Annotated in this window: 23 protein-coding genes; 13 read left to right on the top strand and 10 right to left on the bottom strand. The window is 66.9% G+C overall.

What is annotated here, in order from left to right; all coding sequences use genetic code 11:
* The first annotated feature begins 1 nt into the window (after window position 1).
* The 3 genes from EX88_RS0109040 (at window position 2) to EX88_RS27325 (ending at window position 5842) form a co-directional block, all read left to right on the top strand.
* Complete coding sequence (locus EX88_RS0109040; RefSeq protein ID WP_036148412.1) at window positions 2-3103, top strand: efflux RND transporter permease subunit; 3102 nt, start codon at window positions 2-4, stop codon at window positions 3101-3103.
* A gap of 237 nt (window positions 3104-3340) precedes the next feature.
* The gene (locus EX88_RS0109035; protein WP_031371678.1) at window positions 3341-5032 is read left to right on the top strand and encodes an AAA family ATPase; all 1692 of its coding nucleotides are present in this window, start codon (window positions 3341-3343) and stop codon (window positions 5030-5032) included.
* A gap of 99 nt (window positions 5033-5131) precedes the next feature.
* A complete protein-coding gene (locus EX88_RS27325) occupies window positions 5132-5842 on the top strand; it encodes a general secretion pathway protein GspB (RefSeq protein WP_152566177.1) in 711 nt (236 codons plus the stop codon).
* A 417-nt stretch (window positions 5843-6259) separates the two neighbouring features.
* On the opposite strand, the gene EX88_RS0109025 is transcribed toward EX88_RS27325, so the two are convergent.
* From EX88_RS0109025 to ykgO, 9 genes are all read right to left on the bottom strand, one after another.
* Window positions 6260-7489 carry a TraB/GumN family protein gene (locus EX88_RS0109025; protein ID WP_036148409.1) on the bottom strand — a complete coding sequence of 410 codons (1230 nt, stop codon included), beginning with the start codon at window positions 7487-7489 and terminating at the stop codon, window positions 6260-6262.
* Window positions 7490-7824: 335 nt separating this feature from the next.
* Window positions 7825-8709, bottom strand: coding sequence for an alpha/beta hydrolase (locus tag EX88_RS0109020; protein WP_031371675.1), 885 nt, complete (start codon window positions 8707-8709; stop codon window positions 7825-7827).
* A 61-nt stretch (window positions 8710-8770) separates the two neighbouring features.
* The gene (locus tag EX88_RS0109015; RefSeq protein ID WP_318025854.1) at window positions 8771-9379 is read right to left on the bottom strand and encodes a TetR/AcrR family transcriptional regulator; all 609 of its coding nucleotides are present in this window, start codon (window positions 9377-9379) and stop codon (window positions 8771-8773) included.
* Between the two features lie 277 nt (window positions 9380-9656).
* Window positions 9657-10220 carry a GNAT family N-acetyltransferase gene (locus tag EX88_RS0109010; RefSeq protein ID WP_031371673.1) on the bottom strand — a complete coding sequence of 188 codons (564 nt, stop codon included), beginning with the start codon at window positions 10218-10220 and terminating at the stop codon, window positions 9657-9659.
* On the bottom strand, window positions 10217-11104 hold the full coding sequence (locus EX88_RS0109005) for a carbon-nitrogen hydrolase (protein ID WP_031371672.1): 888 nt from the start codon (window positions 11102-11104) through the stop codon (window positions 10217-10219). The genes EX88_RS0109010 and EX88_RS0109005 overlap by 4 nt, the downstream gene beginning before the upstream one ends.
* 81 nt (window positions 11105-11185) lie before the next feature.
* On the bottom strand, window positions 11186-11518 hold the full coding sequence (locus tag EX88_RS0109000; protein WP_031371671.1) for a hypothetical protein: 333 nt from the start codon (window positions 11516-11518) through the stop codon (window positions 11186-11188).
* A gap of 9 nt (window positions 11519-11527) precedes the next feature.
* On the bottom strand, window positions 11528-12568 hold the full coding sequence (locus EX88_RS0108995) for an agmatine deiminase family protein (protein WP_031371670.1): 1041 nt from the start codon (window positions 12566-12568) through the stop codon (window positions 11528-11530).
* A 4-nt stretch (window positions 12569-12572) separates the two neighbouring features.
* Window positions 12573-12905: a hypothetical protein gene (locus EX88_RS0108990; RefSeq protein WP_031371669.1), complete on the bottom strand. Its 333-nt coding sequence runs from the start codon at window positions 12903-12905 to the stop codon at window positions 12573-12575.
* A gap of 214 nt (window positions 12906-13119) precedes the next feature.
* Complete coding sequence (gene ykgO, locus EX88_RS0108985; RefSeq protein WP_010342887.1) at window positions 13120-13245, bottom strand: type B 50S ribosomal protein L36; 126 nt, start codon at window positions 13243-13245, stop codon at window positions 13120-13122.
* A 305-nt stretch (window positions 13246-13550) separates the two neighbouring features.
* Here ykgO and cmk point away from each other — a divergent pair, with 305 nt between their 5' ends.
* From cmk to galU, 8 genes are all read left to right on the top strand, one after another.
* A complete protein-coding gene (cmk, locus tag EX88_RS0108980; RefSeq protein WP_031371668.1) occupies window positions 13551-14243 on the top strand; it encodes a (d)CMP kinase in 693 nt (230 codons plus the stop codon).
* Between the two features lie 255 nt (window positions 14244-14498).
* Window positions 14499-16187, top strand: coding sequence for a 30S ribosomal protein S1 (rpsA, locus tag EX88_RS0108975; RefSeq protein ID WP_031371667.1), 1689 nt, complete (start codon window positions 14499-14501; stop codon window positions 16185-16187).
* A 183-nt stretch (window positions 16188-16370) separates the two neighbouring features.
* Window positions 16371-16673, top strand: coding sequence for an integration host factor subunit beta (locus tag EX88_RS0108970; RefSeq protein ID WP_031371666.1), 303 nt, complete (start codon window positions 16371-16373; stop codon window positions 16671-16673).
* A 215-nt stretch (window positions 16674-16888) separates the two neighbouring features.
* Window positions 16889-17167, top strand: a complete 279-nt coding sequence (locus EX88_RS0108965; RefSeq protein WP_031371665.1) for a lipopolysaccharide assembly protein LapA domain-containing protein — start codon at window positions 16889-16891, stop codon at window positions 17165-17167.
* A gap of 2 nt (window positions 17168-17169) precedes the next feature.
* Window positions 17170-18348: a lipopolysaccharide assembly protein LapB gene (gene lapB / locus EX88_RS0108960; RefSeq protein ID WP_031371664.1), complete on the top strand. Its 1179-nt coding sequence runs from the start codon at window positions 17170-17172 to the stop codon at window positions 18346-18348.
* A gap of 3 nt (window positions 18349-18351) precedes the next feature.
* Window positions 18352-19329, top strand: coding sequence for an MraY family glycosyltransferase (locus EX88_RS0108955; protein ID WP_036148404.1), 978 nt, complete (start codon window positions 18352-18354; stop codon window positions 19327-19329).
* Window positions 19330-19387: 58 nt separating this feature from the next.
* Window positions 19388-21298 carry a polysaccharide biosynthesis protein gene (locus EX88_RS0108950; protein ID WP_031371662.1) on the top strand — a complete coding sequence of 637 codons (1911 nt, stop codon included), beginning with the start codon at window positions 19388-19390 and terminating at the stop codon, window positions 21296-21298.
* Entirely contained in the window at window positions 21298-22197 is a 900-nt protein-coding gene (gene galU, locus EX88_RS0108945; protein ID WP_031371661.1) for a UTP--glucose-1-phosphate uridylyltransferase GalU, read from the top strand. Before EX88_RS0108950 ends, galU begins: the two co-directional genes overlap by 1 nt.
* A gap of 79 nt (window positions 22198-22276) precedes the next feature.
* On the opposite strand, the gene EX88_RS0108940 is transcribed toward galU, so the two are convergent.
* A complete protein-coding gene (locus EX88_RS0108940; RefSeq protein ID WP_031371660.1) occupies window positions 22277-22705 on the bottom strand; it encodes a hypothetical protein in 429 nt (142 codons plus the stop codon).
* Between the two features lie 92 nt (window positions 22706-22797).
* On the opposite strand from EX88_RS0108940, the gene EX88_RS0108935 reads away from it, so the two are divergent.
* Window positions 22798-24093, top strand: coding sequence for an NAD(P)/FAD-dependent oxidoreductase (locus tag EX88_RS0108935; RefSeq protein WP_031371659.1), 1296 nt, complete (start codon window positions 22798-22800; stop codon window positions 24091-24093).
* Window positions 24090-24446 (top strand): tRNA-binding protein, encoded by a 357-nt coding sequence (locus tag EX88_RS0108930; protein ID WP_031371658.1) that lies wholly within the window; start codon window positions 24090-24092, stop codon window positions 24444-24446. The genes EX88_RS0108935 and EX88_RS0108930 overlap by 4 nt, the downstream gene beginning before the upstream one ends.
* Window positions 24447-24497: the final 51 nt, after the last annotated feature.

Here is a 24497-nt window from a genome sequence, read left to right as displayed (position 1 = left end):
CATGAGCGTTGCCGAGATCAGCATCAAGCGGCCGATCACGACCATCATGTTGTTCGTGTCGATGTTCGTGATCGGCCTGATCGCGGCGGTGCGCCTGCCGCTGGAGTCGCTGCCGGACATCACCGCGCCGTTCCTGGTGGTGCAACTGCCTTACGACGGGTCCACCCCGGAAGAAGTCGAGCGCACCATCCTGCGCCCCGCCGAAGAGGCGCTGGCGACGATGACCGGCATCAAGACCATGCGCGGCAGCGCTACCTCGGACTCCGCGACCATCCAGATGGAGTTCAAGGACTGGGACCGCGATATCGCCATCGCGGCCTCGGAGGCGCGCGAACGCATCGACGCTATCGTCGACGATCTGCCCGAGGGCTTTCAGCGCTACTTCGTGTTCAAGTGGTCGAGCGCCGACCAGGCGATCCTGCAAGTGCGGCTGGCCGGCGACATGGACCTCAGCCGCGAGTACGACCTGATCGACCGCGAGTTCAAGCGTCGCCTGGAGCGCATTCCCGGCGTGGCCAAGGTCGAAATCGGCGGCGCATCGCCCAACGAGGTCGAGATCGCGATCCTGCCCGACCGCATGGTCGCGCACGGCGTCGATCTCAATACCCTGACCAAGAGCCTGCAGGCGCTCAACTTCTCGATTTCCGCCGGCCAGATCGAGGACGGCGGACGACGGCTGCGGGTGCAGCCGATCGGGCAGGTCGCCGACCTGGAGCAGTTCCGCAACCTGGTCATCAACACCAGCGGCCTCAAGCTGCGCGACATCGCCGACGTGCGGCTCAAGCCCGCGCGTCTGGAGACCGGCCGGCGTCTCGACGGCCGCCCGGCGATCGGCCTGGACATCTTCAAGGAACGCAGCGCCAATCTGGTGGAGGTGTCGAAACTGGCCTTGGCCGAAGTCGAGGCGATCCGCGCCCAGCCGGCGCTCAGCAACATCGAGATCAAGGTGGTGCAGAACCAGGGCGAGGACGTGACCAGCTCCCTGCTGGAGCTGGGCGAAGCCGGCGCGATCGGCCTGCTGCTGTCGATCGCGGTGCTGTTCTTCTTCCTGCGCCACTGGCCCTCCACCCTGATGGTGACCCTGGCGATCCCGATCTGCTTCGTGATGACCTTGGGCTTCATGCACTTCATCGGCGTGACCCTCAACGTGTTGTCGCTGATGGGCTTGCTGCTTGCGGTGGGCATGCTGGTCGACAACGCCGTGGTCGTGGTCGAGAGCATCTACCAGGAACGCGAGAAGATGCCCGAGCAGCCGCAGCTGGCCTCGATCCTGGGCACGCGCCACGTCGCCATCGCGCTGTCGGCCGGCACCTTGTGCCACTGCATCGTGTTCCTGCCCAACCTGATCGGCGAAACCAACGACATCAGCATCTTCATGTCGCAGATCGCCATCACGATTTCGGTCTCGCTGCTGGCGTCGTGGCTGGTCGCGGTGAGTCTGATTCCGATGATCTCGGCGCGGATGAAGACGCCGCCCGCGGTCAACACCACCACCGGGCTGATCCCGTGGCTGCAGCGCTCGTATGCGCGGTTCCTGCGCTGGACCCTGGAGCATCGCGGCCTCAGCGTGATCGGCATCGCGCTGGTGGTGCTTATCAGCCTGTTTCCGGCGACCCAGACCAAGTTCGACATGTTCGGCAACGACGGCGGCAAGGAAGCCTTCATCGGATACCAATGGAAGGGCAGCTACACCCGCGAACAGATGTCGCAGGAGATCCTCAAGGTCGAGCAATTCCTGGAGGCGCGGCGCAAGCAGTACCACATCAAGCAGATCTATTCGTTCTTCAGCGAGCAAGGGCGCGAGGGCGGCACGCGTTTGCAGTTCAACGAGAACGAAGTCGAAAACAACAAGCCGCTGGTCGACGCGATCGCCAAGGCGCTGCCGAAATCGGCCAAGGCCGAGATCAGCGTGGGCCAGGATCAGGACGGTGGTCAGGGCGGGGGCAAGAACGTCCAGGTCCAGTTGGTCGGCGACTCGACCGAGACGCTGACCGAACTGGCCCGCGACATCATCCCGATGCTCGCGCGCCGCCCCGAGCTGCGCGATGTGCGCGTGGACGTCGGCGACCGCAATACCGAGCTCAACGTGAAGGTAGACCGCGAACGCGCGGCGTCGTTCGGTTTCAGCGTCGAGGAGGTCTCGCGCTTCGTCGGCTTGGCGCTGCGCGGCGCGCAGTTGCGCGACTTCCAGCGCGGGGAAACCGAAGTGCCGGTGTGGGCGCGTTTCGCCGGCGCGGAAAAGTACGGCATCGAGAATCTGGCCGAGTTCACCGTGCGTTCCAGCGACGGTCGCAGCGTGCCGCTGCTGGCGATGGTCGACGTCAACCTGCGCCCGACCGCGAGCCAGATCAACCGCAACGACCGGCAGACCACGCTGACCATCCTGGCCAGCCTCAACGGCAAGGCGACCACGCCGGACGCGCGCAAGGCAATGGAGGAAGCGCTGAAGAAGATCGCCTTCCCGGCCGGCTACAGCTACAGCTTCGACGGCAGCTCGTTCGAGCGCGACGACGACGCGGGCAAGCAGATGATGTTCAACCTCATCATCGCCCTGGTGATGATCTACGTGGTGATGGCGGCGGTGTTCGAGTCGCTGCTGTTCCCGGCGGCGATCATGAGCTGCGTGGTGTTCTCGATCTTCGGCGTGTTCTGGTTGTTCTGGCTGACCGGCAGTTCGTTCACGGTCATGGCCTTCATCGGCATCCTGGTGCTGATGGGCGTGGTGGTGAACAACGGCATCGTCATGGTCGAGCACATCAACAACCTGCGCAGACGCGGCCTGTCGCGCAACGAGGCCCTGGTCGAAGGCAGCCGCGAGCGCCTGCGCCCGATCATGATGACCATGGGCACGGCGATCCTGGCGATGGTGCCGATTTCGTTGAGCGACACCGTGGTGCTGGGCGGCCTGGCCTATTCGCCGATGGCGCGCGCGGTGGCCGGCGGCCTGGCGTTCTCGACCGTGGTCAGCCTGCTGTTCCTGCCGACGATCTACAGCATCCTCGACGATATGCGTGCCGGCACCGCCCGGATCGTAGGCCGGGCGCGCGGCAAGTCCGCAGCGTCGGATGCGCAGGCGGGCGAGGGCGCTGGATTGCCGGTTTGAGCGGCAGATTCGCCCATAGGCCTGAGCCGCCGACCCACCTGCGAAGTGCGGCCTGAGCGCATGGCCGTGCCCCTGTACGAGGGGCGCGGCCGGCCACCCCGGCCGAGAGGCCCGCTCGGACCTGGGCATTGCGGCACCCCGTTCGCGAGGCGCGACCGCCGAATCCGTGCGCTGCCTCGCAGCGACGATGCCCCCGATTCGTGGCAGGCTAAGCGCCTCGAAGCCACGACGACGCGCATGTACCTCGAGCACTATGGCCTGAAGGAGCCGCCGTTCTCGATCACCCCCGACCCGCGCTTCGTGTTTCTCAGCGAGCGTCACCGGGATGCGCTCGCGCACCTGCTGTTCGGCATCGGCCAGGGTGGGGGCGGCGGTTTCGTCCAGCTCACCGGCGAAGTCGGCACCGGCAAGACCACCCTGTGCCGGTTGCTGCTCGAACAACTGCCGGAGAAGACCCACGTCGCCCTGGTGCTGAACCCGCGCCTGACCCCGGTCGAGCTGCTGGAAACGATCTGCGAGGAACTGCACCTCGATCTGGCCGGCAAGCGCGGCAGCGTCAAGGCCTTGGTCGACGCGCTCAATGCCTACCTGCTCGGCGCCTATGCGCAGGGCCTGCGGGTGGTGTTGATCATCGACGAGGCGCAAAACCTCTCGCTGGAAGCGCTGGAGCAGGTGCGGTTGCTGACCAACCTGGAAACCGATACCCAGAAGCTGCTGCAGATCATCCTGCTCGGCCAGCCGGAGCTGCGCGTCATGCTCGCGCGCCCCGACATGCGCCAACTCTCGCAGCGCATCACCGCGCGTTTCCACTTGACCCCGTTGAGCGCGGACGAAACCACGGCCTTCCTGCGCCATCGCTACCGCATCGCGGGCGGTCAGCGCTTGCCGTTCACGCCCGGCGCGATCAAGCGCATTCACGCGCATTCCGGCGGCGTGCCGAGACTGATCAACGTGATCGCCGAGCGCGCTTTGCTCGGCGGTTACGCTCACGACAACATCCAGGTCGACGAGAGCACCGTGAACCGGGCCGCTGCCGAAGCGCTGGCGCCGAGCCAGCGAGGCGTTTCGCATCAACGCCTCGCCATTCTTTCTGCCGCGGCCATAGTGGCGTTGGCGCTCGGCGCGCTGTGGTGGTGGACACAGCCGCCACCGGCCACGGCGAACGCATCGACGGGCCAGGCCGGGGCGGGGAACAGCGCGCTCATCGCGAAGACCTCGGCCAAGCCGCGCGGCCAGGCCGGAACCACGGATGCGGATAAGACGCCATCGGCAGCGAAGACCGAAGCGAGTACGGAACGGGCGGCTGTAGCGAAGGACCCGACTGCAACGCCGCATTTGGACGAGACCGCTTTCGCGCAGCGTGTCGCTGCGGCCGAGGTCGCTTCGCTACCGGCATGGCGGCAGTTGCTGAGCGCGTGGCAGCTGCCGACGGATGAGGCGGCCGTTGCCGCAGCATCGCGATGTGTCCCTCCTATCGCTCCTGGAGTCTATTGCCTGCGCGGCGAGGCGAGTCTGGAAAAACTGGTCCAGTTCGGCCGTCCGGTGCTGCTGCATCTGCGCCTCGGCGTCCGCGACCCCTGGGTGCTGCTGAGCGGGGTAGATGCGAGCAAGGTGCGTTTGTCGCTGGACGGGACTTCATTCGACACTGAGCGCGCCGCACTCGAACGTTTATGGACTGGCGAGTATGCCGCTGTATGGCGCGGCCCGGAGGGCTTGGCGTCGTCGTTGTCGCCGCGCGCCGGCGGTGTACGCGGCGAGTGGTTGCGCACGCGGCTCGGCGCGACCGCGGCCGGTGGCGCGAGCATCGAGGACGTGCGTCGTTTCCAGACCGCACGCGGTTTGCTCAGCGACGGCGTCGTCGGTCCGGAGACCATGCTGGCGCTGTCGTCCGGCGACGCAGGCCCGCGTCTGCAGTCGGTGCTGGAGTAAAGGATGTCGTTGATTCTCGAAGCCCTGCGCAAATCCGAGGCCGAACGCCGCCGCGGCGAGTCGCCCGACCTGTATGCGGAACTGCCGCCGGTCGCCCGCGTGCAGCGTCAATCCACGCCGATCGGGTGGTGGCTGGTGCTCGCTGCGGTCGTCGTCGCTGCGCTTGCCTGGTGGTTCGGCAGCCGGCAGAGCCCGCCCGTCGAACCTCTCGCCGATAGCACGGGCGAAGTCGGCCAGCGCGATCGGATCGCCGATGCCGGGCCGCCTCGGATCGAAGCGCCCGCGATCGCCGAGTCGCCTGCTGCTCCGGTCAAACCGGTGCCAGAATCAGAATCGGAACCAGAGCAGAGGCCGGCAGCACCCGCACCGGTGCCGGCGAGCCCGGCCGTCGTCGCGGCGCCAGCGCCCCCGGCGCCTGCGGATACGAAGCCGGAGAGAGAGACAAATAAAGAGACCGTCGCGGTCGCGCCGCGCGCGCCGCCGGCGCCGGAACCTCGGCCGGCGCCGCCCATCGCGGTGCCGGAACCGTTGCAGGTAGCACCGCCCGCGCCGCCGGCGCCGGTGGCCGTCGAACGCAACGAAGGCCTGCTGCTACTCGCCGACCTTCCGGCCGCCGAGCGCAAACAGCTGCCGCCGCTCAAACTGAGCATGCACATGTGGAACGACGCACCGGCGCAGCGGTTCGTGATCATCGACGGCCAGCGCCTGTCCGAAGGCGGCCGCATCGGCGATGCCGTGCTGGTCGCGATCAGGACCGACGGTGTGGTCCTGGACTGGAACGGACGGCGCCTGAAACTGCCGATTCGTTGAGCCTTGGCGATACGGAAGCTCCGTCTCCGATAGCCGCTTCTGCGCAGCGTAATCGGCACGAAGGCAAATCCCCGGCGCTACGTTTTCTCGTCTGCAACGAATCCTGCGCCGGGCGCTTGCCCCCTTTCCAAAGGGGGCAACAGGTACGGCGCATGAAACTGCTGGTTCGCTCTGCGCGAGGGCGTTCGCGGTACAGGAGTTCAGTGGCTCCAACTGTAGTCACACCGCGTAACAGTCCTCCCCCTTTGTGAGGGGGCAAGGGGGATTTGCTCTTGCACTTCCACGCAACGTCATCGGCACGAAGGCAACCTCCGCGCTCCGTTTGCTCGTCTGCAACGAATCCCGCGTCGGGCACTTGCCCCTCACAAAAGGGGCAATAGGGCGTGACGGCGAAGCTGTGCCGCTTAAACCCGCCCCTTAACCGACCAGCTTGCTCGCGATGCGGAACCCAGCCAGCCACACGCCGATGCCGGTGCCGATGTTGGTCAGCATGAAGTTCAGCACCACGCGGGCGACGCGGTTGCGGTACCAGCCTTTGAGCGTCTGCGCGTCGTCGCGCAGCGCCATGAAGTCGCCGTAGGCCGGCTTGCGCCGATGCACTTCGACCAGGGCGCTGAGCGCGCCGGTCGGCACGCCGGGGCGGAACGGTTTCAACGGGGCGACCACCGCGGCGGTGATGATGCTGAAGGGATGGCCGCCGGCGAGCAGGCAGCCCAGCGCGGCCAGGCCGCCGGTGAACAGCACCCATTGCAGCAGCAGGTCGGCGCCCATCGCCGCGCCGCCCTTCCAGAAGCCCCAGGCGATGCCGGCGATGATCAGCGAGGTGATCACGATCATCACCCACGGCACCTTGCTCTTGGTGGTGACCTGTTCGAGCGCGGTGCGTTGGGCGACCGGGTCTTCGGTGTCTTCGCGCAGATGCCGGGCCAGACCTTGCAGGTGGCCGGCGCCGACCACGGCCAGCACTTCGCGCGCATCGCCGTGGGTCTCGCGCAGGCGTGCGGCCATGTAGCGGTCGCGTTCGGCGATCACGGTCTCGTACAGCTCCGGGCTTTCGGCGGCGAATTCGCCGAAGCTCGATTCGAGCATGTCGCCTTGCTTGAGTTTCTCGATCTCTTCCTCGCCGACCTCGTCGGCGGCGAACAGGCCGCTGATCAGGCCGACACCGAGCTTGGCCCGGCCCCAGAAACCGAGCTTGGAGGAGGCGCGTTTGAAGGTCAGGCCGACTTCGCGATCGATCAGGTGCACCGGCAGGTCGCGCTGCCGCGCCTCCAGCACCGCACGCTTGAGCTCGGCGCCGGGTTCGATGCCGAGCTGTTCGGCGAGCCGGCGCTGGTATGCGGCCAAGGCCAGGTTGGCGGCGAACAGTGCGGTCTTGCCGGAACGGATCACCTGGATCAGGTCGAGCTTGGCCAGCGCGTCCGGATCGGTCAGGGCCTGCAGGCGCTGCGGATCGAGTTCGACCGCGACCGCATCGAAGGCGCCGCTGCCGACCGCATCGCGCACCGCGTCGACGCTGGCCTGCGATACGTGGGCGGTGCCTAGCAAGGTGTAGCGCACGCCGTCGCGTTCGACCACTGCGTGCGGTTGCGTGGCGAGCACGTCCTGCAGGCCGGTGCCCGCCTGCGCCAACAACGACTCGCTCATGCGCGCAGCCCGCGCAGTCGACGGAGGGACGAACTCGAGAACGGATGCATGCAGCGGCCCGGTGGCGGCCCCGGCAAACACAACGGCGCCCAAGGGCGCCGTCTTGTGCCGAAGCGGGTGGAATCGATGGGGTAAAGCCGCTCCGTTGCCGGACGGCGACTCCTACCGTATGGGGGCAGAGCTTAGAGCCTGCAACCGGGGCCGGCAATGAACGCGGTCGCGTTCACGAAACGGCCGGGAGGGCATTGCAGCGCGCCCGCCACGGTGGCTCTCCCCACGAGCGATCTCCCATCGAACCGCGGCGGCCGGTTTTGGCGGCCGCTGCGGGGCCGGGTTCAGGCGAAGCCGTAGGGCAGGTTCTCGCTGGACACCACTTTGTCGCCGACCTGTTCGCCGTGCAGGAAACGCAAGGCGGCGAGGATCACGCTGCCGTCGTCGGCGATGCGGTTGTGGCCCAGTCCCTGGGTGCTGAGCAGACGCGAATCGGGCCAGTAGCGTGCATAACGCTCGCCCTCGGCCCAAGGCACTTCGCGGTCGTCCAGGTCGTGCACGATCAGGGCCGGGCTGGCGATGCCGGGCGCGTTGCGATGCGCCTGCTGCGAATCGAAGCTGATGCCGATATGCGCCTCGTAATAGGCGAACAGGCGCCGGCAGATGTCTTCGCCGACCCACAAAAAGCGGGCGAAACGCTTCACCGCCGCGACCGGGTCGGCCGCGGGCGCGATCAGCACCGCGCGTTCGGCGCGCATGCCGCGCGCCATCGCCAGCAACGCCGCGGCGCCGCCGAGCGAATGGCCGATCACCACCGCCGCCGGGCCGTAGTGCTGGCCGACGGCGAACAGATGGCGGGTGAAGTCGGGCAGGGTGGCGAGGCGGCCGGCGCTCTTGCCGTGAGCGGGTTGGTCGAACGCCACCACCGCATAGCCGGCAGCGGACAGCGCCGGCAACCATTTGGCGATGCGGGTGCCGTGGCTCGACCAGCCGTGGGCGAACAACACATAAGGCTGGCGCTGCGGGTTGCCCCAGACATAGGTGGCGATGCGCTGGCCGTCGACCTCCAGCGACTCCTCGCGGGCGCCGTGGGTCGGCGCGGCGAGCGCGCGAGTGCGGGTCGAGGCGAACGGCGTGCAGAACAAGGTCGCCACCCGGTGCATGGTGGCGTCGGGCGCGAACCAGGCGCCGACCAGGAAACCCAGGCGCAGGCCGTATAGTTTCAACATGTTACGAACGGTCGTGCTAATTTTGGCGATAAGCGGATACATGACGAACCTCGTCGGTCGCTCAGGCGGTGGGGGAAGAAGCGTAGGAACCGATCAGGCGTTCGTAGGCGCGGCGCCCGCGTTCGGTCGCGGAGTCGTAGCCGAACAGGCCGGAGTCGTGGTGCACGACCAGGGCCACGCCGTAGATCTCGAAAGCCAGTTGCGCGGTGTCGGTGTCGGCGCCGAGCTCGCCGGTGTCGATGGCCAGTTGCACGGCCTTGCCCAGCACCTGGTGCCAGCGCTTTTGCTGGTCGACCACGGCATCGCGCAGCGTGCCGGGGCGGTCGTCGTACTCGCTGACCGCGCCGAGCAGCACGCAGCCGCCTTCGGTGTGGCGCGCCCAATCGAACCAGGCATCGACGATCGCGCGCAGGCGCGGCAGGCCGCGCGGGTGTTGCAATGCCGGCAACAGCACATATTCGACGAAACGCTGGCTGGCCATGTCCAGCACCGCCAGTTGCAAGTCTTCGCGCGAACCGAAGTGGGCGAACACGCCGCTCTTGGACATGCCGACCGCGGCCGCGAGCGGGCCGATCGACAAGCCTTCCAGGCCGGCCGACGAGGCGATGCCGTAGGCCTGTTCGAGGATCGCGTCGCGGGTGGCGGCGCCTTTGACGGTGGCGGTCAGCATCGACATGAATTCAAAATAGCACGTCCGTTCGTTTTATTGCGACCGTTCGTCGGCAATCGCCGTTCAGCTTACCGGACCACGCCGGCCTTGCCACGGGCCTGGGTCGCAGTGCGGTCCCGAGGGTTGTGCGACTGCCTGTAATGAGAACTCGGACCGCGGCCATCCGCGGCCACGGTCGGGCGCTCGGTATGGGACACCGGGCGCGGAGTGTTCAACGCAGGGGAGGCCGACGCTTCGATGGACGTCGCGATGCTTCGAAGCTGTCGCCGGATGGCGATCAGCGCAGGCCCGGCACGCCTTCGTCGGGCTCGCCCTGGTCGCCGTCGCCGAGCGCGCGTACCAACTGCACGGTGTCGAGCCAGCGGCCGTGCTTGCGGCCCAGGCCGGGGAATACGCCGCCGGGCTTGAAACCCAGGCGTTCGTGCAAAGCCACCGAGGCCTGGTTGCTGCCGTCGCCGATCACCGCGACCATCTGTCGGAAGCCGAGCGCGGTGCAGTCCTCGATCAAGCGCTGCATCAGGGCACGGCCGATGCCGCGGCCGTGGAAGTCCGGGGCGACGTAGACCGAGTTCTCGACCGTCCAGCGATAGCCGATGCGGCTGCGGTAGGCCGTCGCATAGGCATAGCCGGCGAAAGCGCCGTCGTGCTCGGCGACCAGGTAGGGATAGCCGGCGTCGACGATCGTGCGCCAGCGTCGCCGCATTTCGACGGCATCGGGTTCGTCGTACTCGTAGGTCGCCAGGCCCTCGCGCACTTCCCGCGCATACAGCACGGTGATTGCGTCGAGGTCGGCGTCGACCGCCGGACGCAGCAAGGGCGACGGACGAGCGCCCGCGTTCAATCGCGGTACCGCTTGAGCAGGTCGGCGTAGGCGTCGATGCGGCGATCACGCAGGAACGGCCAGATCCGTCGCACGTGTTCGCTGCGGCCGAGGTCGACTTCGGCCATCACGATTTCGGGCTCCTGGGTCTTGGCCTCGGCCAGGAACTCGCCCTGCGGTCCGAGCACATGGCTGGAACCCCAGAACTGGATGCCGGAGGCACCGATCGGAGAGGGTTCGTGGCCGACGCGGTTGACGCTGAGCACCGGCAGGCCGTTGGCGACCGCATGGCCGCGATGGCTGAGGATCCAGGCGTTGCGCTGGCGGTCCTTCTCGTCCTGCTGGTCGTCCGGGTCCCAGCCGATGGCGGTCGGATACAGCAGCAGCTCGGCGCCGGCCAGCGCCATCAGGCGTGCGCCTTCCGGATACCACTGGTCCCAGCACACCAGCACGCCGAGGCGGCCGACCGAGGTGTCGATCGGCTCGAAACCGATGTCGCCCGGGGTGAAGTAGAACTTCTCGTAGAAGCCCGGATCGTCGGGGATATGCATCTTGCGGTACTTGCCGGCGATCGAGCCGTCGGCCTCATAGACCACCGCAGTGTTGTGGTACAGCCCGGCCGCGCGACGCTCGAACAGCGAACTGACCAGGACCACACCGTGTTGCTTGGCCAGGGCGGCCAGGCGCTCGGTGCTCGGGCCGGGAATCGGCTCGGCCAAGTCGAACTCGGCGACCGACTCGTGCTGGCAGAAGTACGGCCCGTTATGCAGTTCCTGCAGCAGCACCAGGCGCGCGCCGCGCTTGGCCGCTTCGCCGACGCGGGCTTCGATGTTGGCCAGGTTGGCCTCGCGCGAGCCGTGGTCGCGGTCCTGGATCAGGGCGACGGGCAGGGTGGTCTTCTTCATGGGTAAGCGGTCCAGACGAGGTGCGATGTCATTGTAGACGGGACGCGTCGGACGTCCGCGCGGTGGCGGCGTCGATCGCCTTCAATCGCGATTTCTTTCCTGATCGATCGCGGCTTCGCAGGCCCAGATTGCGAAGGTGGCTACGCCGCTGATGAGAAAGCCGGTAAAAGTCCATTTGAACGCATGGTCCCAACCGATCGATTTGGTAGCGATCATCAGTACCAGGCATTGCAGGCTAAGCGCTTGCGCAGTCATGCCCCAAGGGCCTGTGCGCACACCGTCCTGCCAACGCGGACGGAACGGCATCAGCCGCCGCAATGACGGCGCCCACCATGCGGCCGCGATCAGGCCGAGGCAATACAGGCTGATCGCCACAGCGGTGGCGATCAGCAAGGCGATGCGCATGTCCTGCATGGAGCGGGCTCAGTCGCCCGCCACCAACCCCTGCGGCAACTGCATGGTGACGCAATGCAGGCTGCCGTTCTGCCAGATCAGGGCGCGGCAGGGCACCGGGACGATGTCGCGGCCAGGGAAGGCCTGGGCCAGCACGGCCTGGGCTTCGGCGTCGACGGCATCGCCGTAGGCCGGCATCAGCACGGCGCCGTTGATGATCAGGAAGTTGGCGTAACTCGCCGCCAGTCTTCGGTTTTCATCGATCACCGGCTGCGCCCACGGCAACGCGAACAGGCGATAAGGTTGGCCGTCGCGGGTGCGCAGCGCCGCCAGTTCGGCCGCCATGGCCTGCAGTTCGGCGTAGTGCGAATCGGCGGGGTCGTCGCAGCCCTGGTAGACGATGGCATCGGGCGCGGCGAAGCGGGCCAGGGTGTCGATGTGGGCGTCGGTGTCGTCGCCCTCGAGATAACCGTGGTCCAGCCACAGCACCCGGTCCTGCTGCAGCCAGCCGGCCAGCTTGGCGGTGATGTCCTCGCGGCTGGCCTGCGGGTGGCGCTCGTGCAGGCACTGCCAGGTACTCAGCAAGGTGCCGGCGCCGTCGGTCTCAATGGCGCCGCCTTCCAAAGCAAAATCAATGCTTTGACGAACACTGTTCGAGAAGGTTCCCATCTCGGTGAGGCGTTCGACCAGCAGGTCGTCCTGGCTGGCGTCGAACTTGCCGCCCCAGCCGGTGAAGCGGAAGTCGAGCAGTCGGAAGCCATCGCCGTCGCGCAGGCTGATCGGACCGGAGTCGCGCAGCCAGGTGTCGTCGTACGGCGCTTCGATGAAGTGCACCCGGGCCATGTCGATGCGCGCCGAAGACAGGCGCGCGCGGGCATAGGCCTGGACGTCGTCGTCGGCCACGCAGATCAACGCGGGTTGGTAGCGGACGATGGCCGCGACCAGGGCGATGTAGGTTTCCTCGACCTCGCCCAGGCGCTCGGCCCAGTCGGTGTCGGCGTTCGGCCAAGCGATAAGAACCGCGGACTGGGGTTCCCACTCCGCGGGGAAGCGCAATACGTTTTTATTCATAGCCTCAAAGGATAGGCGGTTTCGGCCCGATTTCCTCGGCGTCGGCCTTGTTGGCGACCACGTCGATCACCCGGCTCTTCTCGAAGTAGACGGTGAAAGCCGGGTAGACCCAACGGTTGATCTGCGGCCACTGGCGCTTCTGGCCGCCGCGCGGATCCATGCGCTGGGTCGGCTCGCCGTAGCGCGCCTTGACCTGGTCCATGCTCTGGCCACGGGTCGGCAGCAAAGCCTTGCCTTCCTCCTGCACGCGCTGGATCAGCAGAGTCTCGGCAGAGACGGCGCCGGAAAAGGCGAGCAGGGCGAGCAACAGCGGGGCAACGGCGATACGCGATTTCATGGAAGAGCCACCTCGTCAAAGGACGCGGGGATTCTAGTCACAAGCTGACGCTTAACGGCAGCGTGCGGCCGTCACGGTTTGGCGAAGCCGAGGGAGGATCGGGCTGGATAACGAAGAAAGCCGCCTTGCGGCGGCTTTCTGCTTCGAACCTCGAACGGCGAGGAGCCGTCCGGCGGGTTTCAGCGCTGACGCGCTTTGACCCGGTTGGTTCGTTTCAGCGCTGGCGCGCTTTGAAACGCGGGTTCGACTTGCAAATCACGAAGACCTTGCCGCGGCGGCGGACGACTTTGCAGTCGCGGTGACGGGCCTTCGCCGACTTCAGGGAGGACAGGACCTTCATGAGAGACCTCGGCAAAAATTAGGTGAAAGAAGCGGGGTGGAAAAGTTAGCCCGCGATTGTAGCGGACAAATCTTCGTCCGATCAAGTGCTTGCGTGAAAAAATCCAGCCGGCGCCGACGAGGGGCGAAATCGCCACGCTGGCGACGATGCGCCGAGAGCCGTGGCCGCGGGGGCCGGGCTCGGGTTTGGCGGCCCGATTCGGCGGGTCGGGCGCGGCGAGCCGGGGCCTGCGCCCAGAGGCACCTGGCGCCGATCGGCTGCGATCGCGAGCCGAAAACCCCTGCTGCCGTCGCATAATGATACGCATGAACAGCGCATCCTCAGACAACAGCAGTATCCCCGTCCTCACCATCGACGGGCCCTCGGGCTCGGGCAAGGGCACCATCAGCCGCCTGGTCGCGCAGCGCCTGGGCTGGCATTACCTCGATTCCGGCGCCCTCTACCGTGCGGTCGGCGTGGCCGCGGGCTGGGCCGATCTCGACCTGGCCGACCCGGCGGCCCTGGTCCGCTGCGCCTTCGACACCCACATCGGCTTCCGCGACGACGAGCGCGGCGAGCTGAGGGTCCTGGTCAACGAGGTCGACGCCACCGACGAGCTGCGCACCGAAACCGCCGGCGCCGCGGCCTCGGCGATCGCCGCCATCCCGGAAGTCCGGGCCGCTCTCAAGGACCGCCAACGCGCGTTCAGGCAGGCGCCGGGGCTGGTCGCGGATGGCCGCGACATGGGCACGGTGATCTTCCCGGACGCCCCGTTCAAGGTGTTCCTGACCGCCAGCGCCGACGAAAGGGCCGAAAGGCGCTATAAGCAGTTGAAAGACAAAGGGGTTTCGGTTACTTTAGATGGTCTGCTACGGGAGATTCTTGCCCGCGACGCCCGCGACGCCCAGCGTTCGGTGGCGCCGTTGCGTCCGGCCGAAGATGCCGTCCGCATCGATACCACCGGTCTGGGCATCGACACGGTAGTCGAACAGGTGCTGGCTTTGTTGCCTGCGCGCTGAACGGCACGAGCGCACGCGATGCGTCCGTGGCAGATGCAGTCGTAACAGGGTTTCGTTACAGCTGGTTTTCGTTACGCATGTTGCAAACGTTGTTCCACAGCCCCGTCGCAATCCTGCGCCGGATCAACCAATAACACATGGTGCAGTTCCATCGCGCCACATAACGGGTGGGTCGACCACGTACTGCTTGCGTTGCCAGTCCGGCAACGATGTCAGACGGTGCGGCCCGTGTGTTTAACCGAGATATCCAATCCAATGACCGAATCATTTGCCGAACTGTTCGAGCAGAGTCAGCAATACCTCGCCAAGCTGAAGCCCGGCGCCATCGTCACCGGTACCGTCGTGGAAGTCCGCGGCGACGTGGTGGTGATCAACGCCGGCCTGAAGTCCGAAGGCATTGTGCCGATCGAACAGTTCCGTAACGACGCCGGCGAGATCGACGTTGCCGTGGGCGACGAGGTCAAGGTCGCACTCGACTCGATCGAGAACGGCTTTGGCGAAACCGTGCTGTCGCGCGAGAAAGCCAAGCGCGCAATGGTGTGGGACGAGCTCGAAGAGGCGCTCGAAAAGAACGAGACCATCACCGGCCGCATCAGCGGCAAGGTCAAGGGTGGTTTCACCGTCGACATCAAGGATGTCCGCGGCTTCCTGCCGGGTTCGCTGGTGGACGTGCGCCCGGTGCGCGACTCCGCCTACCTGGAAGGCAAGGAACTCGAGTTCAAGCTGATCAAGCTGGACCGCAAGCGCAATAACATCGTCGTCTCCCGCCGTGCGGTGGTCGAGAGCGAGTACAGCGTCGAGCGCGAACAGCTGATGGAGAAGCTGCAGGAAGGCGCGATCCTCAAGGGCGTCGTCAAGAACCTCACCGATTACGGTGCGTTCGTCGACCTCGGCGGCATCGATGGCCTGCTGCACATCACCGACATGGCGTGGAAGCGCGTGCGTCACCCGTCGGAAGTCGTGGAAGTCGGTCAGGAACTCGACGTCCGCGTGCTCAAGTACGACCGCGAGCGCAACCGCGTCAGCCTCGGCCTCAAGCAGCTGGGCGAGGATCCGTGGGACAACATCGCCCGTCGCTACCCGGCCAACACCCGCGTGTTCGGCAAGGTCAGCAACGTCACCGATTACGGCGCGTTCGTCGAGATCGAGCCGGGCGTCGAAGGCCTGGTGCACGTGTCCGAGATGGATTGGACCAACAAGAACGTCAACCCGTCCAAGATCGTGCAGGTCGGCGACGAAGTTCAGGTCATGGTCCTCGACGTCGATGAAGAGCGTCGTCGTATCTCGCTGGGCATGAAGCAGGTCACCTCGAACCCGTGGGAGACCTTCGCGGCCATCCACAAGAAGGGCGACAAGGTCGAAGGCCAGATCAAGTCGATCACCGACTTCGGCATCTTCATCGGCCTGGACGGCGGTATCGATGGCCTGGTCCACCTGTCCGACATCAGCTGGAACACCACCGGCGAAGACGTGGTCCGCAACTACAAGAAGGGCGACACGCTGGAAGCCGTGGTCCTGGCCGTGGATCCGGAGCGCGAGCGCATCAGCCTCGGCGTGAAGCAGCTCGAGCAGGACCCGATGGGTCAGTACGTGGCTTCCAACGCCAAGGGCTCGATCGTCAAGGGCACGGTCAAGGAAGTCGACGCCAAGGGTGCGACGATCGAACTGGCCGACGGCATCGAAGGCTACGTCGCCGCGCGCGACATCGCCAAGGAGCGCGTCGAAGACGCTTCGCAGTACCTCAAGGTCGGCCAGGAAGTCGAAGCCAAGATCATCGGCACCGACCGCAAGGGCCGCAGCATGCAGCTGTCGATCAAGGCCAAGGACGAGCACGAGCAGCAGGAAGCGATGGCCGATTACAACCGCCAGACCTCCGAAGCCGCCAGCGGCACCACCAGCCTCGGCGCGTTGCTGCGCGAGCGTCTGGGCGGCAAGTCCGAGTAATCGCTGCACGCGTCACGCTACAGGCAATACGGCCCGGTCGATCCGGGCCGGCAACACCGAAGTATCCGCCGAGGCGGCCCGGCATGGCCGGGTCGCCTTCGGTCTGCGGTAGGGGATCGCAGCTGATCGCGACGTCCGCACGACTCTCTCACGACCTTCCTAAGGCAAGGCCACGCTTCGTCCATGACCAAGTCCGAACTCATCGAGATCCTTTCGCAGCGTCAGGCCCATCTCAAGGGCGACGATGTGGATCTGGCGGTGAAGGCTTTGCTGGAAATGATGGGCGGCGCCCTGTCGGCCGGCGAGCGGATCGAAATCCGCGGCTTCGGCAGCTTCTCGCTGCACTACCGTCCGCCACGCCTGGGCCGCAACCCGAAGACCGGCGAGTCGGTCGCATTGCCCGGCAAGCACGTCCCGCATTTCAAGCCCGGCAAGGAACTGCGCGAACGCGTCAGCGGCGTAACGCCGCTCGACGAAGAGGCCTGAGCGCCCGCGTTCGGCCAGGTTTAGTCCCGGCATCCCGCGATGCCGCCTTATATAAGGTCCCGACCGCACCACCGACCTTCGGGCCGGCTTCAGGGCGGGCCTTCCTCGTCCCTTCCCTTAATCCCAGCCCGCCCGGCGTCTACGCTGTGGCCGCGCCTGTCCGTTAAGCTAGGCGCGACACGCACGAGATCGTGCACGACCTCCGGAACTCTCCCATGCGCGTGATCCGACTCCTCATCGCCCTGGCCTGCCTCGCGGCAGGGGCGATCCTCGGCGCTTTGAACCGCCAGATCGTCAGCATCGACCTCGGTATCGGTTTCGTCCCGGCGACCTCGCTCGGCATCGCCCTGATCGTCGCGCTGTTGCTCGGCGCCCTGATCGGCGGCCTGGCCATCAGCGCCAGCGTGGTCCTGCCGTTGCGGCGCCGCCTCAGTCGCGCCGAGCGCGCTGCGAGCGCCGCGCCGGCGCCCCCGCTCGCCGGCCCCGAGGTCTGAGCATGGAATTCATCAGCCAGTGGTTCTGGTTCTTCCTGTTGCTGCCGGTCGCGGCCGTGAGCGGCTGGGTGATCGGGCGGCGAGGGGGCGAGCGGCATAGCGACAACCAGGTCAGCCGGTTGTCGACCACCTATTTCCGCGGCCTCAACTACCTGCTCAACGAACAGCCCGACAAGGCGATCGAGTTGTTCCTGCACATCGCCGAGCTCGACAAGGACACCTTCGAGACCCAGGTCGCGCTCGGCCACTTGTTTCGCCGCCGCGGCGAAGTCGACCGCGCGATCCGCCTGCACCAGGCCCTGGTGCAACGGCCGGGCCTGAGCGATCAGCAGAAGGTCCAGGCCTTGCTCGCGCTCGGCGAGGACTACATGCGTTCGGGCTTGCTCGACCGCGCCGAGACGGTGTTCAGCGATCTGGTCGCGCTGGACATGCGCGCGCCGCTGGCGCTGCGCCATCTGATCGGCATCTATCAGTCCGAACGCGACTGGGACAAGGCGATCGAGAACGCCCAGCGCTACGAGGCTGCGACCGGCGAACCGATGGGCAAGCTGATCGCCCAGTTCGAGTGCGAGCTGGCCGACCGCTACCGCGCCGCCGGCGACACCGATGCCGCGCGCGCGGCGGTCAAGCGCGCCTACGAGGCCGATGCCAATTCGGTCCGCGCCGGCATGCTGGAAGGCCGCATCGAAGTGGAAACCGGCAACGATGCCGCGGCGATCCGCGCCTTCGAGCGCGTCGCCCGCGCCGACCCCGATTACCTGCCGGAAGTATTGCCGGCGTTGCTGAGTTGCTACGAACGCGACGGCGACGCCACCGGCGCGCGCGCCTTCCTGGCCGAGATGTGCGAACACTACCGCGGCATCGCCCCGGTGCTGGCGCTGACCCGCATGGTCGAAGCCGAAGACGGCGTGCCGGCCGCGCGCGCCTATCTGGCGCGCCAGCTCAAGGACCGGCCCTCGGTACGCGGCGAAGCGGCGCTGATCGACCTGACCATCGCCGAGAACGCCGACCCGCTGGCGACCCTGCACGACCTCAAGCACATTACCGACCAGTTGCTGGTGCGCAATCCGAGTTACCGCTGCAACCGCTGCGGCTTCGGCGCCCGTAGTCACCACTGGCAATGCCCGAGCTGCAAGGAATGGGGTTCGGTCAAGCCGCTGCTGAACTACGCGGTGGTCTGAGCGATGTGGCAATGGATCGCGATCTACGCGGCGCTCGGCGCCGCCGGTACCTGGCTGGCGCGCGTCTATGCGCTGCACAGCCGGCTCATCGACGAGCCCGGCGAACGCCGCAGCCATAGCGTCGCCACGCCGCGCGGCGGCGGCATCGCCATCGTCGCCGCGGTGTTGATCGCCACGGCTGCGCTCGGCATTCGCTTCCCCTCGCATGCGCCGCTCGCATTGGCGTTCGGCATCGGCCTGTTGGCGATCGCCGGTATCGGCTGGGTCGACGACCATCGCCCGCTGTCGCCGTGGCTGCGCCTGGGGGTGCATGCCTTCGCTGCGGCCTTGCTGGCGTTCGCAGTCTGGTACGTCCTGGGCAATGTCTGGCTGGCGCTGGCGGCGTTCGCCCTGGCGGTCGGACTGACCAACGTCTGGAATTTCATGGACGGCATCAACGGCATGGCCGCTTCGCAGGCGGCGTTGGTCGCGCTGGCCCTGGTCTGGCTCGGAGGGCCGGTCTGGAGCTGGCTGGCGCTGGCCTTGCTGGCGGCCTGCGTCGGGTTTCTGCCGTTCAATTTCCCGCGCGCGCGCATCTTCATGGGCGACGTCGGCAGCGGCGCAATCGGCTACGCCGTCGCCGCATTATGTGTGCTCGCCGCGAGCGGGCTCGGCCTGCGTTCAGGCCTGTTGCTGTTGCCGCTGGCCGCATTCATGGTCGACTCCGGCCTGACCCTGCTACGGCGGGTCCGGCGCGGCGAACGCTGGTGGACACCGCATACTCAGCACGCTTACCAGGTCTGGGCCAGGCGCATCGGCCACACCCGGGTGACCCTCGCCTATGCGGTTTTCACGCTGCTGTCCGTAGTCTGCGTGCGCTATGTGACCGAAGTCCGAACCGGTTTCATCTTATGTATGGCAGCCGCGTGGTATATGTCCGGCGCTTTTTTTTGGTGGCTGATCCAGAAGACCGGACGCGAAACCGGCGACCCGATCAGCTAGGACGAACCGAGCGGCCGAGCGGGCCGAACCGATTGATTTTCTTCAGTAGGGGCAGGGAATGAGTTCATTGCGCGATCGTCTGAAAAGCGGCCTGCCCCGGTTGGCGGTGGTTGCGCACGATCTCGCGATGGTTTGGCTGGTCTGGCAGGCGCTGCACAAGTTGCGCTTCGGCATCACCGCGACCCCTCCGACCCTGCCGCTGTGGTCGACCGAGATCGCCCTGGTTCTGGCCGCGCAAGGCCTGGTCTTCTGGCAGGTCGGCCTGTACCGCGGCCTGTGGCGTTTCGCCGGCGTGCCCGACCTGTGGAACATCTTCAAGGCCTGCATGCTGGGCCTGTTCGCGATCGTCCTGGGCCTGTTCCTCTATAACCGCGTCGATGCCGTGCCGCGCACCGTGCTGGTGCTGTACCCGCTGGTGCTGATGGGCATGCTGGGCGCGCCGCGCCTGCTGTACCGGGCCTGGAAGGATAGCCGCATCGATAGCGCCAATGCGGTCTCGGTGAGGATTTTGATCCTCGGCGCCGGCCGCGCCGGCGAGGCCCTGGTCCGCGACCTGCGCCGATTCGGCACCTATCACCCGGTCGGTTTCCTCGACGACGCCGCGCGCCTGCGCGGCAGTAAGGTCCAGGGCGTGCCGGTGCTCGGCAACGTCGACGACGTCGCCGAGATCGCGCGCGAGACCGCGGCCAAGCTGCTGGTCATCGCCATGCCCTCGGCCGATGCCAATGCGATGCAGCGCGTGGTCATGGCCTGCGAACGCACCGGCGTGCCGTTCCGCATGGTGCCGCGCCTGCAGGACGTGCTTGAAGGGCGCTCGCTGCCCGGCGAGCTCAAGGAAGTCGCGATCGAGGACTTGCTCGGCCGCAAGCCGGTGCTGCCGGACTGGAAGGCGATCCGCGCCTGGCTCGGTGCGCGTTCGGTTCTGGTGACCGGTGCTGGCGGTTCGATCGGTTCTGAGTTGTGCCGCCAGTGCGCGCGCCACGGTGCCGGGCGCATCGCCCTGATCGAGATCGACGAGCTGGCCCTGGTCACCACCGAGACCGCGCTGCGCCGCGACTTCCCCGACGTCGAATTCATTCCGATCCTCGGCGACTGCGGCGACAAGGCGCTCATCGAGTACGCGCTCAAGCTCGCCGCGCCGGACGCCGCCTTCCACGCCGCCGCCTACAAGCAGGTGCCGTTGCTGGAAGCGCAGTTGCGCGAGGCGGTGCGCAACAACGTACTGACCACCGAGACGGTGGCACGCGCCTGCCGCGCGGCCGGCGTCGGCACCTTCGTGCTGATCTCCACGGACAAGGCGGTCGACCCGGTCAACGTGCTCGGCGCGACCAAGCGCCTGGCCGAGATGACCTGCCAGTCGCTGGCCGATCAGCGCGCCACCCGTTTCGTCACCGTGCGCTTCGGCAACGTGCTCGACTCGGCCGGCAGCGTGGTGCCGCTGTTCCGCGAACAGATCCGCAGCGGCGGTCCGGTCACTGTCACCGATCCGGAAGTCACGCGTTTCTTCATGACCATTCCGGAAGCCTGCCAGTTGATCCTGCAGGCTTCGGCGATCGGCACCCACGAGGCGATCTACACCCTCGACATGGGCGAACCGGTGCCGATCCGCCTGCTGGCCGAGCAGATGATCCGCCTGGCCGGCAAGACGCCGGGCCGCGATGTCGCCATCGTCTACACCGGCCTGCGTCCGGGCGAGAAGCTGCACGAGACCTTGTTCCACGCCGACGAGCGTTATCGCCCGACGGTGCACCCGAAGATTCTCCAGGCCGAGCCGCGCGACGTGTCGGCCGGGGCGCTGGAGAACTCCTTGCAGCAACTGCGCGAGGCTTCGATCCGCTACGACCGCGAGGCGCTCAGCACGCTGTTGCGCATCGCGGTACCGGAATTCCGCCCGGTAGGTGAACATCCCGATTACAAGGAGTCGGCTACGGTGGTGGCGTTCCCCGCCCGCAACGCCAGGAAGATTTAATGGAAACACGTATTCGCAAGGCTGTTTTTCCGGTCGCCGGCCTCGGCACCCGTTTTCTCCCCGCGACCAAGACCGTGCCGAAGGAGATGCTGCCGATCATCGACCGGCCGCTGATCCAGTACGCCGTGGATGAGGCGATCGAAGCCGGTTGCGACACCCTGGTATTCATCACCAACCGCTACAAGCACGCGGTTGCCGACTACTTCGACAAGGCCTACGAGCTCGAACACAAGCTCGAACGCTCCGGCAAGACCGAACAACTCGAACTGATCCGCAACGTGCTGCCCGAGGGCGTGCGTGCGGTGTTCGTGACCCAGGCCGAAGCGCTGGGCCTGGGCCATGCGGTGCTGTGCGCCAAGGAAGTGATCGGCAACGAACCCTTCGCGGTGCTGCTGCCCGACGACGTGATCTGGAACCGCGGCCCCGGCGCGCTCAAGCAGATGGCCGACGCCGCGCAGAGCAGCGGCGCCAGCGTCATCGCCGTGCAGGACGTGCCTCGCGAACAGACCGCCAGCTACGGCATCGTCGCCACCGACGCCTTCCAGGCCCGACAGGGCCGGATTCGCGCCATCGTCGAGAAACCCGAGCCGGACGTGGCGCCGAGCACGCTCGCCGTGGTCGGCCGTTACGTGCTCAATCCGGGCATCTTCGAACTGCTCGAAACCACCACGCCTGGCGCCGGCGGCGAGATCCAGCTCACCGACGCTATCGCGACCCTGCTCGAACGCGAGACCGTCAACGCCTACCGTTTCCAGGGCACGCGCTTCGACTGCGGTACCCACCTCGGCCTGATCGAGGCCACGATCCGTTACGCCCTCGACCACGAAAAGCTCAGCGACTCGGCGCGCCAACTGATGCAGAACGCGCTCAACGAACTCGGTGTCGAAGACCTCGAGTAATTAGCGGGGCAGGGCATAGCCGTGCGATTCATGGGCCGCGAATGCGGCCCGTGTTCGTTTCTGGATGGGATTGCTGGGATCAACTGAGCCAGATCCAGGCCGCTACGGCCGCCGCCGCGAATGCTCCGGCGGCGCCTTGCGCGATACGGCCCAGGCGCTCGCTGCGCCGCGACCATCGCAATGCGGCCTGTTCGCGCAGCACCCGCACGTCGCGGTAAGTCTTCCAGGCGCGCGGCGGAAACCGGCCTTCCTCGCGTGCGGCCCGGCCGAGCCGGCGCAGGCTGTGCCCCCACAGGGCACTAGGCAAGGCCGGCATGATCAGCATCGCGGCGATCGCGCCGCGCAGCCAGCGCCGCGCTTCCTGTGGCGCGCTCGCCAGCGCATGCGCCTGCACCGTCTGCAGCCAGCCGTGCAACAGCCACAGCCCGATCGCGCAAACGCCCAGGAGCGCGGCCAGCAGCCACAGGCTGCGTCTGCGGTAGGCTAGGTCGGCGCGGTGGATGTCCATCGTCTGCGTCTCGGCGTTCGGTGTGGCGGCGCGGTCAGGCACCGGTCGCCGCGACGGCCGACCGGCATCATCAAACCCGTTGCGGCCCGCTCATGTCCATACCCGCCGAAAGCTATTACCGCGCCAGTCTCGAACGCCAGCCTTCGTGGCCTGTGTTCGAAGAAAAGCGGCAAACGCGGGTGTGCGTGATCGGCGGCGGTTTCGCCGGGCTCAACACCGCCTTGGGCTTGGCCGAGCGCGGCCTGAGCGAAGTGACCCTGATCGAAGCGCAGGAGATCGGCCACGGGGCCTCGGGCCGTAACGGCGGCTTCGTGTTCGGCGGCTTCTCGCGCGGCGAGGATGCCTTGTTGCGCGAGCTCGGTCCGCAGCGCGCCCGCGCGCTGTACGCCGGCACCACCGACGCGGTCGAGCTGATCCGTTCGCGCATCCATCGCCACGGCATCGCCTGCGATGCCACCGAGGCCGGGGTGATCTGGGCCAACTGGTTTCGAGATACTGAAGTGCTGCGCTCGCGCCGGGCCTTATTGGCCGACCACTACGGCGTCGACTGGCAATGGTGGTCGCGCGAACGCCTGCGCGAGCAGGTGCGCAGCGAGCGCTATCACGAGGCCTTGTTCGAACCGCAGGCTTTGCATTTTCATCCGCTCAAGTACGCCCACGGCTTGGCGGCCTTGGCCGAAGTTCTCGGTGTCGCCGTGCACGAACGCAGTCCGGCGCTCGCGTTGGAGCGTCACGGGTCGACCTGGCGGATCAAGACCGAACACGGCGAGATCGAGGCCGAGCAAGTCGTGTTGGCCTGCGGCGGTTACCTGGCCGGTCTGCGCCGCGAGGTCGATGCCGCGGTGATGCCGATCGCGACCTATGTGATGGTGACCGAGCCGCTCGGCGATCGGCTCGATAGCGCTTTACATACGCGTGCCGCGGTCTACGACACGCGTTTCGCCTTCGACTACTATCGGCCGCTGCCGGACACACGCCTGCTCTGGGGCGGGCGCATCTCGGTGCTGGATCGCTCGCCTGAAGCGGTCAAGCGCTTGCTCTACCGCGACCTGCTCAAGGTATTTCCGCAATTGGCCGGGACCCGGATCGACTACGCCTGGTCGGGCCTGATGAGTTATGCGCGCCATCAGATGCCGCAGATCGGCCGCATCGGCGAGGGCCTGTGGCTGGCCCAGGCGTTCGGCGGTCACGGCGTTGCGCCGACGACCTTCGCCGGCGAAACCGTCGCCGCGGCGATCGCCCAAGGCGACGAGCGTTGGCGCGAGCTGTCCGACTACGGCCTGGTCTCGGCGATGAAGCCCGCCGGCCTGTTGGCGGCGCAGTTGAGCTATACCTGGGCGCAACTCAAGGACGCCTACAAAGAACGCAGCGAAGGAAGGGCAGGATGAGCGATACGAACAGCAACGAGACGGGCCTGATCGCGTGGAGCGACTTCGAGAAAGTCGTGATCTGCGCCGGCACCGTCACCCAGGTCGAGGAATTTCCGCAGGCGCGCAAGCCGGCCTGGAAGCTGTGGGTCGATTTCGGCCCGCACGGCCTGCGCAAGACCAGCGCGCAGATCCGCGACCTGTATTCGGCCGAGGAACTGGTCGGGCGGCAGATCGTCGGGGTGATCAATTTCCCGCCGAAGCAGATCGGGCCGTTCGTGTCCGAGTTCCTGCTGACCGGTTTCCCGACCGAGCAAGGCGTGGTCATCACCGCCCTCGAGCGGCCGGTGCCGAACGGTACGCGGCTGGCTTAAACGCCGGCGTTCTCACGTAGTAATCCGGCTTCAAGCAAAGGTGCGGCATCT

The organism is Lysobacter antibioticus (genome assembly GCF_000731095.1).
GTDB classification, from domain to species: domain Bacteria; phylum Pseudomonadota; class Gammaproteobacteria; order Xanthomonadales; family Xanthomonadaceae; genus Lysobacter; species Lysobacter antibioticus_B.
Note: the sequence above shows the minus strand (reverse complement) of the source record. Positions and strands in the feature narration are given on the sequence as shown.

Coding starts and splice junctions, on each gene's coding strand:
- EX88_RS0109040 (WP_036148412.1), top strand. CDS start 2: ATGAGCGTTGCCGAGATCAGCATCAAGCGGCCGATCACGACCATCATG.
- EX88_RS0109035 (WP_031371678.1), top strand. CDS start 3,341: ATGTACCTCGAGCACTATGGCCTGAAGGAGCCGCCGTTCTCGATCACC.
- EX88_RS0109025 (WP_036148409.1), bottom strand. CDS start 7,489: ATGAGCGAGTCGTTGTTGGCGCAGGCGGGCACCGGCCTGCAGGACGTG.
- EX88_RS0109020 (WP_031371675.1), bottom strand. CDS start 8,709: ATGTTGAAACTATACGGCCTGCGCCTGGGTTTCCTGGTCGGCGCCTGG.
- EX88_RS0109015 (WP_318025854.1), bottom strand. CDS start 9,379: ATGCTGACCGCCACCGTCAAAGGCGCCGCCACCCGCGACGCGATCCTC.
- EX88_RS0109005 (WP_031371672.1), bottom strand. CDS start 11,104: ATGAAGAAGACCACCCTGCCCGTCGCCCTGATCCAGGACCGCGACCAC.
- EX88_RS0109000 (WP_031371671.1), bottom strand. CDS start 11,518: ATGCAGGACATGCGCATCGCCTTGCTGATCGCCACCGCTGTGGCGATC.
- EX88_RS0108995 (WP_031371670.1), bottom strand. CDS start 12,568: ATGAATAAAAACGTATTGCGCTTCCCCGCGGAGTGGGAACCCCAGTCC.
- EX88_RS0108990 (WP_031371669.1), bottom strand. CDS start 12,905: ATGAAATCGCGTATCGCCGTTGCCCCGCTGTTGCTCGCCCTGCTCGCC.
- ykgO (WP_010342887.1), bottom strand. CDS start 13,245: ATGAAGGTCCTGTCCTCCCTGAAGTCGGCGAAGGCCCGTCACCGCGAC.
- cmk (WP_031371668.1), top strand. CDS start 13,551: ATGAACAGCGCATCCTCAGACAACAGCAGTATCCCCGTCCTCACCATC.
- rpsA (WP_031371667.1), top strand. CDS start 14,499: ATGACCGAATCATTTGCCGAACTGTTCGAGCAGAGTCAGCAATACCTC.
- EX88_RS0108970 (WP_031371666.1), top strand. CDS start 16,371: ATGACCAAGTCCGAACTCATCGAGATCCTTTCGCAGCGTCAGGCCCAT.
- EX88_RS0108965 (WP_031371665.1), top strand. CDS start 16,889: ATGCGCGTGATCCGACTCCTCATCGCCCTGGCCTGCCTCGCGGCAGGG.
- lapB (WP_031371664.1), top strand. CDS start 17,170: ATGGAATTCATCAGCCAGTGGTTCTGGTTCTTCCTGTTGCTGCCGGTC.
- EX88_RS0108955 (WP_036148404.1), top strand. CDS start 18,352: ATGTGGCAATGGATCGCGATCTACGCGGCGCTCGGCGCCGCCGGTACC.
- EX88_RS0108950 (WP_031371662.1), top strand. CDS start 19,388: ATGAGTTCATTGCGCGATCGTCTGAAAAGCGGCCTGCCCCGGTTGGCG.
- galU (WP_031371661.1), top strand. CDS start 21,298: ATGGAAACACGTATTCGCAAGGCTGTTTTTCCGGTCGCCGGCCTCGGC.
- EX88_RS0108940 (WP_031371660.1), bottom strand. CDS start 22,705: ATGGACATCCACCGCGCCGACCTAGCCTACCGCAGACGCAGCCTGTGG.
- EX88_RS0108935 (WP_031371659.1), top strand. CDS start 22,798: ATGTCCATACCCGCCGAAAGCTATTACCGCGCCAGTCTCGAACGCCAG.
- EX88_RS0108930 (WP_031371658.1), top strand. CDS start 24,090: ATGAGCGATACGAACAGCAACGAGACGGGCCTGATCGCGTGGAGCGAC.